The 14,151-nt window shown below is 69.0% G+C and carries 16 protein-coding genes; 1 reads left to right on the plus strand and 15 read right to left on the minus strand.

All coding sequences use genetic code 11. The annotated features are described in order from the left end of the window. Positions 1–6: 6 nt before the first annotated feature. The 14 genes from C892_RS32530 to C892_RS28545 all read right to left on the minus strand — a co-directional run bounded on the left by C892_RS32530 (position 7) and on the right by C892_RS28545 (position 11,945). Entirely contained in the window at positions 7–132 is a 126-nt protein-coding gene (locus tag C892_RS32530; protein WP_017556120.1) for a hypothetical protein, read from the minus strand. Between the two features lie 234 nt (positions 133–366). Continuing rightward, complete coding sequence (locus tag C892_RS0103685) at positions 367–621, minus strand: hypothetical protein (protein WP_017556121.1); 255 nt, start codon at positions 619–621, stop codon at positions 367–369. Next, positions 618–1,025 (minus strand): hypothetical protein, encoded by a 408-nt coding sequence (locus tag C892_RS28535; protein ID WP_017556122.1) that lies wholly within the window; start codon positions 1,023–1,025, stop codon positions 618–620. Before C892_RS28535 ends, C892_RS0103685 begins: the two co-directional genes overlap by 4 nt. Continuing rightward, positions 1,025–1,357: a hypothetical protein gene (locus C892_RS0103695; protein WP_017556123.1), complete on the minus strand. Its 333-nt coding sequence runs from the start codon at positions 1,355–1,357 to the stop codon at positions 1,025–1,027. The genes C892_RS28535 and C892_RS0103695 overlap by 1 nt, the downstream gene beginning before the upstream one ends. A 205-nt stretch (positions 1,358–1,562) precedes the next feature. Further along, positions 1,563–2,144, minus strand: a complete 582-nt coding sequence (locus tag C892_RS0103700; protein ID WP_017556124.1) for a hypothetical protein — start codon at positions 2,142–2,144, stop codon at positions 1,563–1,565. Between the two features lie 227 nt (positions 2,145–2,371). After that, positions 2,372–2,683, minus strand: coding sequence for a hypothetical protein (locus C892_RS0103705; RefSeq protein WP_239647252.1), 312 nt, complete (start codon positions 2,681–2,683; stop codon positions 2,372–2,374). A 309-nt stretch (positions 2,684–2,992) separates the two neighbouring features. Continuing rightward, positions 2,993–4,621, minus strand: coding sequence for a right-handed parallel beta-helix repeat-containing protein (locus C892_RS0103710; RefSeq protein WP_017556126.1), 1,629 nt, complete (start codon positions 4,619–4,621; stop codon positions 2,993–2,995). Then, positions 4,621–4,872, minus strand: a complete 252-nt coding sequence (locus C892_RS0103715) for a hypothetical protein (protein WP_017556127.1) — start codon at positions 4,870–4,872, stop codon at positions 4,621–4,623. The genes C892_RS0103710 and C892_RS0103715 overlap by 1 nt, the downstream gene beginning before the upstream one ends. A gap of 71 nt (positions 4,873–4,943) precedes the next feature. Further along, the gene (locus C892_RS0103720; RefSeq protein ID WP_152513335.1) at positions 4,944–5,507 is read right to left on the minus strand and encodes a hypothetical protein; all 564 of its coding nucleotides are present in this window, start codon (positions 5,505–5,507) and stop codon (positions 4,944–4,946) included. Positions 5,508–5,843: 336 nt separating this feature from the next. After that, the gene (locus C892_RS0103725; RefSeq protein WP_017556129.1) at positions 5,844–6,599 is read right to left on the minus strand and encodes a hypothetical protein; all 756 of its coding nucleotides are present in this window, start codon (positions 6,597–6,599) and stop codon (positions 5,844–5,846) included. Continuing rightward, positions 6,599–7,813, minus strand: coding sequence for a hypothetical protein (locus C892_RS0103730; RefSeq protein ID WP_017556130.1), 1,215 nt, complete (start codon positions 7,811–7,813; stop codon positions 6,599–6,601). The genes C892_RS0103725 and C892_RS0103730 overlap by 1 nt, the downstream gene beginning before the upstream one ends. After that, positions 7,813–8,838: a hypothetical protein gene (locus tag C892_RS29905; RefSeq protein ID WP_017556131.1), complete on the minus strand. Its 1,026-nt coding sequence runs from the start codon at positions 8,836–8,838 to the stop codon at positions 7,813–7,815. The genes C892_RS0103730 and C892_RS29905 overlap by 1 nt, the downstream gene beginning before the upstream one ends. A gap of 132 nt (positions 8,839–8,970) precedes the next feature. Then, positions 8,971–9,834 carry a phage distal tail protein gene (locus C892_RS0103740; protein ID WP_017556132.1) on the minus strand — a complete coding sequence of 288 codons (864 nt, stop codon included), beginning with the start codon at positions 9,832–9,834 and terminating at the stop codon, positions 8,971–8,973. After that, positions 9,834–11,945, minus strand: coding sequence for a phage tail protein (locus tag C892_RS28545; RefSeq protein ID WP_017556133.1), 2,112 nt, complete (start codon positions 11,943–11,945; stop codon positions 9,834–9,836). The genes C892_RS0103740 and C892_RS28545 overlap by 1 nt, the downstream gene beginning before the upstream one ends. Before the next feature lie 440 nt (positions 11,946–12,385). Here C892_RS28545 and C892_RS28550 point away from each other — a divergent pair, with 440 nt between their 5' ends. Then, complete coding sequence (locus tag C892_RS28550) at positions 12,386–12,784, plus strand: transposase (protein WP_017556134.1); 399 nt, start codon at positions 12,386–12,388, stop codon at positions 12,782–12,784. A gap of 417 nt (positions 12,785–13,201) precedes the next feature. On the opposite strand, the gene C892_RS0103755 is transcribed toward C892_RS28550, so the two are convergent. After that, a complete protein-coding gene (locus tag C892_RS0103755; RefSeq protein WP_017556135.1) occupies positions 13,202–14,146 on the minus strand; it encodes a CDP-alcohol phosphatidyltransferase family protein in 945 nt (314 codons plus the stop codon). Between the last annotated feature and the right edge of the window lie 5 nt (positions 14,147–14,151).

Raw genomic sequence — 14,151 nt, forward strand, 5'->3', positions numbered from 1 at the left:
TCGGCCTCACGAGTAGAACAGGCCGGGGCGGCGGGCCAGCACCGGCTGCTGCCTGGTCACTCCGACCGGGTTGAACCGGTCCGGATCTGCGCAGAAGGCACGGACCGCGCGGTCGATGTCGTCCTCGGTCACGGCCCGTACGCGGTCTCCACCGACAGGGGGAGCGAGTCCTCCGGTGCTCCCGGTTCCGATGCGGGTGAGGTACGCCGTGCGGTGGCTGATCGGCTGTCACAACGAGTCCTCGGGCTTGCGGCCCCTGTCCTCCGTTCCGCTGGTTGTGTACGTTCGTGTGTTCTCCATGCGGGCTCCTCGCCACCGCCCCTCCTGGCCCTGTCAGCCGGTCATCAGGACCGGCCCGCCCCCCTCTCAACCGAGCAAGGCGGTGACGATCGCCGCGGACGCGGCGACAACCGCAGACAGCGCGCTGACCGGCAGCGCGTAGCGCCAGCGGTCGATGGCGTCCAAGCGCGCACGATGGCGCTCCTGCTCCCTGCGGAGCGACTCCTGGGCCTGTTCGATGCGGTCCATGCGCGCGACGGCGGCCCGGACCTCGGACTGCGTCTCGCGCGTGGCGTCGTAGACGTCGCGCGCCGAGACGACCGAGGCGAACGGATCCGTCATTCCTCCCCCGTATCCCCTTTCCTCTCCTGTTCCCGGCCCGCCGGGTCCCGCGTCGGCGCGTCCTGAGCGATGCGGGCGCGCCTGCGCTCGGCCCGAGCCTGGGCTTCGGCCAGGCGCGCCCTCTTCTCCTCCTCGGCCCGGCGCACGCGCGGGTCGGCCGGGTGGGGGTGCCCGGTCATGGCGTGCACCAGGTCGGCGGCCAGGTAGTCCCCCACCGACCAGCCGCCGCCCGTTCCCCCGACACCGTGCACCGCCGCCTCCTGGGGCAGGTGCCGGACCAGTACCGCGAGACGTCGAAGGCTCATGTCCCCTCGCCAGAGACCGGCGAGGTCCAGCGCGTAGAAGCGCGCGAGGTCGGCCTCCACCGCGCCCGGGGCGTCCCGGATGAGGCGGAGGAGGCGCACTATTCCCCCGTGGAATCGAACCCGTAGGCCTCCGCGATCTGCTCGGCCAGGGCGTTGAGGTCGCTCAGGGTGGCCCCCGACGCCTTGAGCGCACCCCACTGCTCGGCTCCGAGCAGGGCGCGAAGGGCGGCCAGCACCTTCCCCTCCTCGAACGCCTCCGCGGCCTCCAGCGGCCAGGCGTCCGAGGTGGCGGGGATGCGGTACTCGCGTCCGCCCAGGGCGAGGCGCTTGTCCACGGCCCCGCTCCCGGCCAGGGCCTCGTTCCGGACGGCGGCCGCCGCCTCCGAGGAGGCGAGCACCCCTGCGGTCGTCGTGGTGCGGTCGTCGTTCATCGCGCGGTTCCCTTCGAAATGCGGTCGCCCGTGCCGCCGGTGCGGCGGGCGGCACTGCGGCCGGTGCTGTGCTCGGTCCTCGGCGGGGGCCGTCCGACCCCCGCCTGCTGCGCGGTTCTGCTCATCTGTGCTCATCGGGCCCACGGGGCCGACCGGACCGGGGCGAACCGCGTGAACTCCCCGGCCCGGCCGTTCAGGAGAGGGCTCAGGTGGTGCCGTCGGCCGGAGCGCCGGCCTTGCCCTTGTAGGTCTTGAACAGCACGGACTTGCCGTCCGAGTCGGGGTCGGTCGGGTAGATGGCGACGGTGATCTCGCGCTTGGCCAGCTCGGTGGCGTTCTCGGTGGCCTCACCGCGCTCGGCGACCTGAGCGTAGTTGGCCGAGATCGTCCGCTTGATGGTGTCGCCGCTGCGGGTCTCGAAGGCGATCTTGAACTTGGCCTGCAGATCCGGCAGGTTGACGTCGCCCTCGAAGGTGCCGTCGTCGCCGAAGGTCACGTCGTGCCCCGGGTAGATCAGGTCGTAGACGGCCTTGTTGTCCTCGAAGGGCAGGAAGGTGCGGGTCAGCTTGAAGTTGTTGTGCGTGGTCGCCACCAGCACACCGCCCCAGGCGTAGAGGTCCTCGGTCTCGACCTCCACCGCCTCGGTGATGCCCTCCTCGCCGTCGAGCAGGCCGACCTGCTCCCACTCGTTGCTGAAGTCGGCGCCGCCCTCGGGAATCGTCGCGTCCACGGGGGCGATGTAGACGTCGGCGTAGGCCCAAACGTTGGCGTTCTTCGCGTTGCCCATACTCGGAGCGTCCTTTCCGTCGTGTCTTTGATCGTGTTCGTCATCTCGCCCTTGTCGGGCGGAGTCGGCCGGCGCCTACACGGGGCGGGCGTCCGGCGTTCGGGCCGCATCGGCGGCCCAGGAAGGCCCCCGGCACGCGGCGCGGCCGGAGGCATGGTCGGTGGGCGGCCGGGCTCTGCAGGCCCGGCCGCGGGATCCGTCGAGAACAGAGCCTCAGGGGCGGGCCCTCAGCGGGGGCGCTGGGTGACCAGCACGCTGAAGGCCGCGTTGGGTTCGGGGACCTCGGGGTCGAACCCGGCCACCACAGCGGCCTCCTGGCGGACGGCGATGACGTCCGCGTCGCCCGCGTGCTCCAGCAGCGCGGCGTGGGCCAGCTGCGCCAGCGCCTTGGCCCCGTCCCGGTCATCGGTCCATGCCGAGACCCGGACCAGGCTCGTCTGGGTGATGGGGTACTCGCCGCCGGCGTCCTCACAGCGGACGCTCAGCCGCGGCGGCTCCCCGGGGTCGCGGTCGGGGAAGGACTCCTCTGCGACCTCCACGGAGGACCATTCCTCCGGGAAATCGGGAACCCGCCCGCGGAGATAGTCCGCAACGAGTCCTTCGGCGTCCGCGAAAGGCTGGACGATCACACCGTTCCTCCTTGGTTCTAGCGGTGTTCTAGTGGTGATGGGGTACCGGGACCGGGCTCGGCTCACATGGTCGGGGCCTGCCGAGCGCTGAGGCGGGAGGTGACCGCACCCCGCACAGGGCAGGGGGCAGGGACACGTGTGTGCGGAGGTCCTGCAATGACCTCCGGGTCAGACCGGCTCAGCGGGCCAGGCCCATGCCGGCCCGGCCGGTCCGAGGACTCAGGCCAGGTCGCCGGCGTCAGTGTGCGGATCGGGGCTGAGATCGTCGATGCCGCCCGACCCTCGGGCGTCGTTGCCGTAGCGCACGACATCGCGACAGGTTTCGGTGACGGAGAGTCCGACGTTCTCGGCCACGAGCTGATTGCCCGTGATGCGCAGCTTCTCGGCGCCCGTCGAAGCGCGCAGCCCGAAATTGTGGGCACGCGCCACGCGGTTGGCGTCGACCGTGACGCAGACGCCCCCGATCGTGTGGATCCCGTTGTTCTCAGCGTCGCTCACAGTGTTCCCGCACACCTGGACCTCGTCGGTTCTGTGCAGGAAGATGCCGGTCGTGCCCGCGTTCGCGACGCTGTTGCCGGCGATCACCACCCAAGCGGAGTCCTGGTAGTGGATCCCGGAGATGGCCGTGCGGCGGACCGCGTTGTCGGAGAAGACCGAGCAGCGGGCGCGCTCGGCCCGGACGCCGTAGCTCCCGGGCCCGCCGGTCCCGTCGATCGCGTTCCCGGTGATCGCGGTCCCCTCGATCCATCCCCCGTTGGGCCTGCCGAGCAGCGCGACCGGGCTGAGGCTTCCCGAATCGAGGAAGGTGTTGCCGGAGATCGCGATACCGCTCTGCACCTGTGACAGCCCGGTGGGGGCGCCCCACTCGGGCGGGCGGGTGTCGTTCTCCTTCGTGTCGTCGATGGCGGCCACCGTGACCCCGCCCTGGCAGCCGGAGAAGGTGTTGCCCGAAACGGCGACCTGGCTCCATGCGTACGCGTGCACCCCTTCCCGGGTGCACTCCTCGAAGTGGCAGTCGGTGATCCGCACCCGCGTATGGGCGCGGCCGCGCGTCGCCGAGTGCGACCCGACGCCCCGCGGCCACGGCTCCGCGCCCGGGGTGCCGGAGCGGGCGAAGACGCAACCGGAGATGGCGACGTCGGTGCACGGGGTGTCGTCGTAAGGCCCGAACTCGCCGAAGTACGCGCTCCCCTTGGCCAGGTCGAGCTGGATCGCCTCGCTGAAGTACCGGTCGCCCTCGGCATCGAAGAACCCGAGGAAGGCGACGTTGCGCACGCGCGCCCGGCGCGTGGAATTGAACTCGATCGCGTGGTAGCCGGGAACGTCCCGGACCACCGTGTCCTTGACGGTGACGCCGTCGGCGTGGCCGAAGGAGAGGATGTTGTTGTAGGAGGTGACCACCGAGCCGTTGCCGTCCCAGGTGCCGCCTTCGAGCACGATCCCGCCGTGTCCGGTGTGGCCGGGGTGGTCCTGGTCCGGATCACCGTTGGTGAGCAGGGTGTCCGCCCGGTCGCGGCGCACGACGGCGTCGTGCGCGAGAACGACGCGGGTGCCGGAGTAGACCCTCAGCGGCGGGTTCTGCACGGAGTAGGTGCCGGAAGGGATCCGGACGGTCCCGCCGCCGGCCGCGCGGGCCTCGTCCAGGGCGGACTGGACGGCGGCGGTGTCGTCCTGCTCCCCGTCACCTGCGGCACCGTGGTCGAGAACGTCGATGATGCCGTACTCGGTACCGCCGAGGGGGCGCTGCTCGGGATCGAGCAGGCCGTCCTCGTCCAGGGTCGCCAGGCCGCCGGGGACCCCCAGCACGTCGCCGGCCGTCCAGACCCCGCTCAGTTCGGACTCGGCCATCAGTGGTCCTCCTTCCCACGGCGCCGCCGTCCTAGGACGCCATCGAGCCGTTTGTGGAGGTAGGCGGTCACCGCGTAGGCGGCACCGGCCAGGGCGGTCGTGGCGACCGTCCCCGCACCGATGGCCTCCACGGGGCCCGCCAGCTCGGCGACCGCCGCGGCGGCACCGGTCAGCGCGGCGACGGCCGTGCCCTGCCCCAGGGAGCGGAGCGCGACCGTCCGCGCGTCGTGTCTGTTTCCGATCGTGGACACACTTCTCCTCTCGTGTGTGCGTGTGGGAGTGCGCGCGTGCGCGTCTTCGCGCGCGTGGATCCGGAGCCGCGCTACTCCGGCGGGGCGGGCGGGGTGCCGGCGCCCTCGTTGTAGAAGGGGGCGACCCGCATGGCCCCGGGGTCGTTCTGGCAGCGCCCCTGCAGTTCGACGCGGACCGGGCCGTCGAAATTGAGGAAACGTCGACCGTCCACCTCGAACCGCTCGGTACGGGTCCGTCCCTCCTCGACCGGGCGGGTGTCGATGAGTTCACCGTCGACGAGGAAGCGGACGTCCCCGCCGCCGTAGGTGCCCCTCGTCTTGAAGTAGAAGGTCACCGCGGTGTGCTGGAAGACGGCCCAGGCATAGATGACCGGGCCCCAGAAGTCGCGGTTCCACAGGAACCACGAGTCGGGATCATCCACGATCCAATGGGTGGCGACCGGCATGACAGGGCGGGCCAGACCGACGCCGTCGGGCCCCTCGGCCACCACCGCATTGCCCTCCTGGTCGCGCAGCGCCCACTGACCGCTCTCACTCTCCTGCTCACGCAGGTCCAGCACCGCCGATCCGTCCTTAGGACGGCCCAACCACAGCCGCGAACCACCGCCCTCGTCGTCGGCGCCCACGTGCATCATCCGGTCGGTCTCGCGGCGTCCGGCAACACGCAGTGCGCCCCCGCCACCGACCAGGATTCCGCCTGCCCGAATGGCGGCGAACCGAACCCGCGACTGCGCCGCCGTGTAGGCCTTTCGCACGCGGCGTTGGAGGCTCGTCCATGAGGTACCCCAGTCCGGAGGGTAGGCGGGGAGGGGCATTACGCTCTCCTTTCATTCATCCCCGTCCTGCAACCTCTGGGTCAGGGGCAGGACGGCGCGAGGGGCGGCGCCGGTGCGCCGCCCCTCGCCCTATGTATTGCCTGTATTGCCGCAGATGTTCTGGAATCGGTCCCACCCGCACGGTCAGCGGCCTGGTCACGCCGGCGGCTCCGCTTCAGGAACCGAACCGGCACCCTCGTTGTAGAAGTGGATCGCGTACAACCCGGCGTTCTCGCCGACCACCCGGCCCTCGAGCACGACCGGCACCGGGCCTTCCCGGTTCAGGAAAGGCCTCCCGTCGACGACGAAGCGTTCCGTCACCGTTTCCGCCGGAACCCGCGCCTTGATGGTTCGGGTACCGATGGTGTCTCCGTCCATACGCAACCGGATCTGGCAGTCACCGGTCAGCGCAGCCGCCTGGAAGTAGAAGGTGACCACGGTGTGTTGGAAGATCGCCCAGGCTGCGAGTATCGGCTCCCACGATCGGGATTCCGTGGCCGGCCATGTCTGCACGAGGCCGTCGACCCAGTGGGTCACGACCGGCATGACAGGCCGAGCCAGCCCGACTCCCGTGGGCCCCTCGGCCACCACGGCATTGCCCTCCTGGTCGCGCAGTGCCCACTGACCGGTCTCGCCCTCCTGCTCACGCAGGTCCAACACCGCCGATCCGTCCTTAGGACGGCCCAACCACAACCGCGAACCACCGCCCTCGTCATCGGCGCCCACATGCAGCGTCCGACTGCCTGTGCGCTCAGCCTCGACCGTGAGCGCCCCGCCTCCGGTCACGAAGATCCTGGCCGCCTTGATGGCAGCGAACCGGACCCGGGACTGCGCTGCCGTATAGGCCTGGCGGGCGCGGCGTCGGATGTCCTTCCATGACCTCTCCCAGTCAGGCGGGTACGCGGGGGACATCAGGCCGCCTCCGGATGCACCGGGCTCAGTACGGCTGTCGCCCCGGAGTCCTCGGACTCGAACCGCTCGGGGTCGGCCTCCGTCTCCTCTTGGAAGATCAGCGTCGCCGCCTCCTGCCCGTCGTCCCGAGACACCGGCGTCACCTCGATTCCGATGACCCGCCAGCTCTTGGAGAACGACGGGCGCCCCCGTACCAGGGGGAACCAGTCGTTGACGAGCGTGAGCCGGGCCCGGTCACCGAGGTTCGCCGGGGAGAAGGAGGTGTCCTCACCGAGGCGCACGGTCACCTGCGGGAACCGGGACGCGCCGAGCGTCCGGCTCGCCCGCCAGCGCGCGTAGTCGTCCAAGACATCGGTGTCAGTGATGCCTTGGTAGTCGACGGTGCGCTCCAGCAGAGGCCACCCCGCCTTCCGGTAGGCGGGGTCCTCCCAGGTGTCCGAGAGCGACGGCTCGGATTCCTCACTGAGGTCGTCGTTGGGGGTGTCGCCCCGCGCACGCCACGACGTCGCCGTGTCGCCGGCATCCGCCGGGTACGACCACGAGAGGACGTTGCCCGGCTGGGCGAAGACGTGCTCGGTGATGTCCTGCCCCATGCGCAGGTCCACCACGAACTCCCGGACCCTCCTGTCCCGCTCGGGGCGGGTGCGGATCATCCACTCGGGGCCGTCGACGACCTCGGCGAGCTCCTCCAGCCGCTCGCCGTAGGTCGCGGCCTCTGACGAGCGGTAGCGCCGGGTGCGGTACACGCCGGAGATCTCCGGCCCGCTGAGCTCCAGTCCGATCGGGCGCTCGCGCTCCATGTGGGCCGCGAGTCCGCGTGCGATGTCGAGCTGGTCGGCGTTGCGGAACTCCAGGTCCTCGCGGATCTCCCGGTGGTAGAGGTAGCTCTCGAGAGAAGCGCCGTCGAGCGACAGAGAGATCCTGCCACGTTCATCGCAGGACGGTTCGGCGGACCAGATGATGTACGAGCCCCAGATCTCCGATCCCCGCCATACGTGCACGATGGTCCGCCCGGGGCCGCGGCGCAGGCGCCCGTCGTACCGGCCGGCGACCTTTGCCGCGAGTTCGGCCGAGTCGGGGTTGGTAATCGGAAACGACGCTGAGAAGGAACCAGGCTGGCCGATCCTCCGGTCGAAGGAGACCCCGGAGAGGTCGAGCTCGGCGACGGGGCGGTCGGTGAGAAGGTCGCAGAACTGGTACCTATAAACCGTCATCACGACGCCCAGTAAACAAGGTTGTCCGCACTGATCCACCCCGTGTCGTAGAGGTTATAGGCATAGATATCCCCATCACTCCTGACTTCCAGCCGGGAGGAGTTGAATCCCGCATCGCGATTCTGCCCGGATGCCGTGGACCACCGGACAAGCGCCGGGGGCTCAAAGCCACTCGGAGCTCTGGCGATCTTGCTTGCATTGACCTCCCTATCGTCGTCGACCACAAATGTCCCCCGCATGAACACTAGACCTTGCGGAGTTGCACGCATCTCGACCGGGTCATCAGGTTTGTGTGTAACACCCTCGGTCATCTCGACCCTTCGCCATTCCCCCGGACGCCCTAGGTAACGCTCATCAAGCTCCTGCAGCAGCGCACGCCTCGCCTCTGCCCCGACTACCCCTCTCCAATCCCCACCATTTCGCTGGTAGAGGTCGCCGACGGAATTGACATGAACGAGCATCCCCTCCGGAACGCTGTCGAGCCTCGCACGTGCTGCCAGATCCGGCACCGCCACGACACCACCGGCCGTAGCCGTGTACGTCCTCATGTCCTGAACCGCGCTTCCCCAGGGAATGCCGCCGGTTCCGGCGCTCGCCCCCTGAGGGATGTCCACCGCGTGGAGCGGGATGAACGAGGCATCAACCGCCTCGTCGATGACCCTCACGGCAGCGTCGGTATTCCCGGATTCGTCAAAGCGGTCGTCATTGACGACGACGCCGATGACGTCGGTACGCGTGCCGTCGCCATCACCATCATCGATCACGACCTCGACGGTGTCGGTGTTGACGACGACGTAGGCGCCCTGCAGCGGGGAGCTGCCTCCAGGAACGACGGCGGCGAACGGGGCGATGCGGGCCGTCATCCCCTCGCCAGCGAGGTCAGCGGCGCCAGGGGCGTAGAAGATCCCCCCACGTCTGTCGAGCGGCCACTGACCGTCGGTGGCCCCGAGCAGCGCACCGATCAGCAGCCTGTGGTCCTCCAGCCCGGTTTCTCCCGATGTCAGAGCAAGTGCACGAATCGTCATTCTCTCCTCTTTCTCTCAGACGCCTTCGGAGCAGGCGCACATCCCCGTCGCACTTCGGGGGGGGGATCGATGTACGGACCGCCCGACCAGCGGACCCGAATACGGCGGTGAAATACGTTCTCCGGCCGGGGCCTACATGTAGGCGTCCCGCCAACCGATCCGCAGGCGGGCCTCCGGGCCCGCCGGGACGCCGCGGAAGGTGATCGCGGACCGGCCTGGCGGGACGGTCCACGCCTCCGGCGGGACCGAGCGCGGGGTGAGCGTGTAGAAGCGGTCGGCGCCGTTGAGAAGCACCGTCCCGGCCTCGCAGTCCACGGTCAGGACGTCCCCTGCCGTGAGGGCGATGGCGAACTCCATCACGTGCCCGGAATCCGCGTTCACCACGCGCGGGCGGTCGCAGGGACCGCTGATGTCGATGCGCGGGTGCGCGACCGCGTCGCCGGCGTTGAGAACGGTCACCGCACCCCCTGCAGCCGCCGCACCGTAGTCGAGCGGGTAGTCGAGGGGATACTCCAGTCCGCCCGCGATGCTCACCGGCGCTTTGACGACCGCGGTGCGCTCACGCCCGTACCGGCGCGGGTCCGCGCACGTCCACTGCAGGGAGACCACCGGCCGCCCCGCCTGGTAAGCGGCCCCTCCGGGGATGGACCGCGCCGCCACCTGCCCGTAGGCGGTCAGGGTGCGGCCGCCGATGCGGGCGGTCAGCGGACGCTCGCGGGCGTCGTCCCGCACCGCCGTCGCCCGCCGGATGCGGTCGAGGTGGTCGTCCAGGCGGTGCAGCCCCCCGCCCGCGACCACGACGCCCGTGGCGGTGACGGTGCGCTGCTGGGCCAGAGAGCGCCCCGCCCAGGCGCCGTGCCGCGAGGACCGGGAGACGTTGCCCGAGTCCACGTCGGGCAGGTCGTCCCAGCCCTCGATCTCGGTGAGCGCGAGGACCCGGCCGTCGAACAGCGGGTTCCCGTCCCAGTGGATCTGTCCTTCGGCGATCTGGGCCATCACATCCCCCTCGAACGGGCGAGGAACATCAGCCGCTCGCCCACCTGGTGCGGCGACATGCGCTCCGTCGCCTCGAACCGCTCGATGTTGACCGCGGGCCCCGGGCGCGCCGCGGCGGGCGCGGACCTCTGGGCCCACGCGTGCCGGACGACCTCCGGGGACGGGGGGACCGGCGCGACGCCGGCCGAGATGTCGCCCGTGATCCCCGACAGCTGCGACTGCAGCCGGGGCAGGCGGTCGTCGAGGCCGTCCATGAGGCCGTCCATGATCATCCGGCCGTTGGGCTTGAGCAGCGCCATGTCGACCCGGCGCGGGCCCTTCCAGTCCGGGATGACGTCCGTGACCTCGCCGAGTTTGCTCTTCAGGCTCCCCCACATCGCTCCGATGCCGTCGATCAGGCCGTTGATGATGTTCTTGCCGGCCTGGAGGAGGAAGTCCTTGGCGTTGGAGAACGCCCCCTTGACCTTGCCAGGGATGCCCCGGACGAAGTCCATGAGCGCGCCGATCTTCCCGCTGACGCCGTCCTTCATCCGCTGGAACGCCGCCACGGCCAGGTCCTTGGCCCGGCCGAACGCGGACGTGATCCGCTCCTTGACGGAGGACACGATCCCGGCGATCCGGTCCCGCACGGCCGTGAAGAGTGCCACCGCCCGGTCGCGGAACCCGGTGACCTTGGCGACCACCCATTCCACCCCGGCGCCGACGGTCTCCTTGATCCACTGCCAGGCGGTGGAGAACGCGGTGGTGATCCGCTCCCAGAGCCCGGTGAGGAAGCCCGCGATCGTCTCCCCCGCGCTGCTGATGAGGCCGATGAGGAACTGCCACGCCTGCCCGGTGAGCTCCTTGATGGTCTCCCAGGTCGTGGCGATGAACTCCTTGATCAGCTCCCAGTGGGTGAACAGCAGGACGAACGGGTGGTTGGCGATGAGCTCCTTGATCCATTCCCACGCGGTCTGGATCAGCGCGACCAGCCCGTCCCAGAAGGCCTGGGCCTTCTCCTTGAGCACGTCCCACATCGCGGGAAGGGTCTCGGTGAAGAACTCCATGACCCCGGCCGCGATCTCCTTGACCTTCGCGAACGCGGCCTGGACGATCTCGCGGAACGTCTCGCTGTTGTTGTAGGCGTAGACCAGACCGGCCACGAGGGCGGTGAGCGCCGTCACGATCAGTCCGATGGGATTGGCCTTCATCGCGACGTTGAGCGCCTTCTGCCCGACCGAGGCGATCTTGGTGCTCTTGCCATAGCTCACGACCGCGCGGCCCATCTTCTTCATGGCGCCGCCGGACTTGCCGACGTCCTGGCCGAAGCCCCGCAGCCGTGTCGTGAAGTTGTTGAGTTTCTCCGTCGCCTTAGTGAACCGCTTCTGAGCGCGCGCGGAGAAGAATTCGAAGCTCTTGTCCGCGAGGATCTGTCCGGCCTGGGCACCGGCCTCCGGCAAGTGCTCGGTGAGCGCCTCACCGACCTTCCCACCGATCGCCTGAACGATCGGCGGCGCATTCTCCAGGCCGCTCTCGATGGCCGAATTGGCCTCTTCCGCGAGCTTCTCCCCCGCCTGCTGGCCGGTCACCTTCCCGGCCTCGGAGATCGCGGGGGCGAGGAACGCCTGCGCCTTGGTGCCGATCCCGCCCAGCGCCTTGGGGATGGCGTCCAGGCCGTCCGCGACGTTGACCGCCGCCCCGGACACCAACTGGTTGCCCAGCGCTTTCCCCTGCTCCAGGCCGATCGTGGGGAGCCCGCCCGAGAACACCGCGCCGATCCTGCCGGGAACGCCCTTGACCGCCCCCGGGGCCGCCTTCAGTCCGCTGACGAGCCCTTGGGCCCCGCTCGACAGGCCGTCCCGCAGCTTCGCGGCGATCGCCCCGCGGTCCTCCAGGGTGTCCAGGGCCTTGCCCACCGCCCCGAAGGCCTTGTCGGCCGCCCCCGGAAGCCGTTCGAGGCCGGCCTGGAACCCGGCCTCAAGGCCGGCCCCCAAGCTCTCCCCGATCGTCTCGCCCACCGTGATCTGGGCGTTCTCGAAGAACTTCTCCAAGCCCTTCTTGATCGCGTCGCCCGCCTGCGCGCCCACCGCTTCGAAGTCGATGCCCAGATCCAACTGGGCCGCCGTCGCCATAGTCCTCCTCTCCGTCCCCCCGCCCTCGGCCATAAGAAAAGCCGCCCGGACCGTCCGGACGGCTGATGAGACGCGCCCCCTCCGCGAAGAGGGGCCGTGGTCGGATGCGCCCCCTGAAAGAGCGGAGGAGACCAGGGCAACAAAAAAGGCCCGGCGCGGCGCCGAGCCTTGGGCACACTTGTGGTGCTGCGAAATATCGTGCCACGCGATCGACCGGCCACGCAAGTGGAGGCCGTGACTTCCTCCGGAGGCACTGCATCCATGCAGGCCATCGCACACCAGAAAATATTGGCCTACATTGCCGAGTACCTCCGGCGAACCGCTGAACGCCTGACTGACAGATTTAGGGATGACCGGCTCGGATCCTGCATTCTCCTGGGCCTCCCCTGGGGCCAGCCGCGTCTGCCGCCCATCGGCCGGCCCCCGGGACGTCCCTCGATGTGACCGAGCTCCAGCAACTGATGGCCCCGCTGGTCCCCGGCCCCAAGCCCGGCGGGCGCCCGCCGGTGCACGAGCGCCGTTGCATCGCAGGCGCCCTGGCCTGCTGGGTCAGGCCGGGGTGCGCCTGGAGGCCGCTGCCTCACGACCTGCTGCCCTGGAAGACGCTCTACCACCACTGGAGGCTGTGGAGGATCCCGGGCCGCAGGGAGCAGATCCTGTACCACCTGCGCGGACGCGAACAATTGCGCCTCGGGCGCGATCCGGAGCCCTCGGCCGACGCCATCGGCTCCCCGAGCGTGCGGGCCGCCGACCGTGGCGGGGAGCACGGATACGACGGCGCCAAGAAGGGGGCGGAGAACAAGCACCACATCATGGTCGATGTGCCGGGGACGCCCTGACCCGTTTCAGACGTCCTCGAGATGCGGCGTTCTGAGAGGGCGGTGACGCGGGAGGCAGGAGGCCCGTCGAGTAGAGCGGTCGGGTGCCAGAATAGTGCGTCGACAACGGCCCTGGCTTCACGGGCATGCACGCTTCTGCTCAGGCCAAGACGGCTATGGGTCGAAGAAGGTTCTGCACAGACCCTTGAAGCTCTAGCCGGGCTGCTGGAGGAACGCGCGCGGCCATCACCATTCGCGACGCTCCACACCTCAGCGTTTCCGTATATGCCTGTGTCGTCTGCTGCCGCGGAGAGGAGCGGGCGGCGTCGCCGACGCTCGCAGCATTTCAGCGATAGAGACAATCGCAGGCGAACGCCTAGACTCGCACGATCACGCCCCGGATACTGACGGGCTCCCCCCGCTGCGGTGGGACTCCGATCAGCGCCCGGCCTCCTCCGCTGTCGGCACAGGGGCGTTCATGATGAGTTCGTCCAGGGCTCTCTTCTCCCGTTCATACCTACGGGTAGCCTGCCAGAGCCTCGTCACGATGAAGGCTTCGAAGAGCAGGAGGCCGGCACACGACGCACCGATGATCCAGAGCATTGCCACAGGGAAGAGCGTCCCCACCAGGGGAGCGACGATAAAGACGCCCATCTGGAACTCGATACCGCTGAACAAATGCGGGCGGACGCGATGACGAAGCAGGAATTCTCGGAACCGGGCATAGAAGACGAACCGCTCTGCGAGGCTACCGGAAGGGTACTGCTTACGAGCCTGCTCCTGGTGCTCTTCGATATCTCTTCCTTCGGCCTCGCCATCACCATCGCCACCAGCGTCGACATCCGCCACAATTCGCGGACAGAGCTCGCTGAAACGCTTTTCTCCAATGGCTTGCTGAATCCGGCTCTCCTCGACCCCCAACTCCATGAGCGCATACTTGATACGCGACTTCTGAGAGCGGCGCATCTTCTTGCGGACCTTCGCCATCTGAGGCGAGTTCAGATAACGGAACATGTCCGTGAAGACGACGGCAAGTGCGAACCACACGAACACCGCGTCGCCCGTGGACGCGTACTGTCCCCACATCAGTCCGATGGTACAGATCAGGACGCGAACACGATCAAAAACGTAATCCAGCCACGAACCGAAGACAGTTCCATTGCCCTTGAGCCGAGCAATTTTACCATCCATACAGTCCAGCAGAAAACTGACGTGGAAGACCACGGCGCCAACCACTAGGCCGATCGAGTCCCCCCGACTGAACGACCACGCCGCCCCCAGCCCGAGGAGCAGCGCTCCGATCGTCAAATGGTCAGGGGTGATGGAACTCCGGTTCGCCACAGCTCTGACCATGCGGGAAGCGAGAGGATCAACCAGGTACACCGTCC

The sequence above is a fragment of the Nocardiopsis baichengensis YIM 90130 genome (genome assembly GCF_000341205.1).
Taxonomy (GTDB): Bacteria; Actinomycetota; Actinomycetes; order Streptosporangiales; family Streptosporangiaceae; genus Nocardiopsis_A; species Nocardiopsis_A halophila.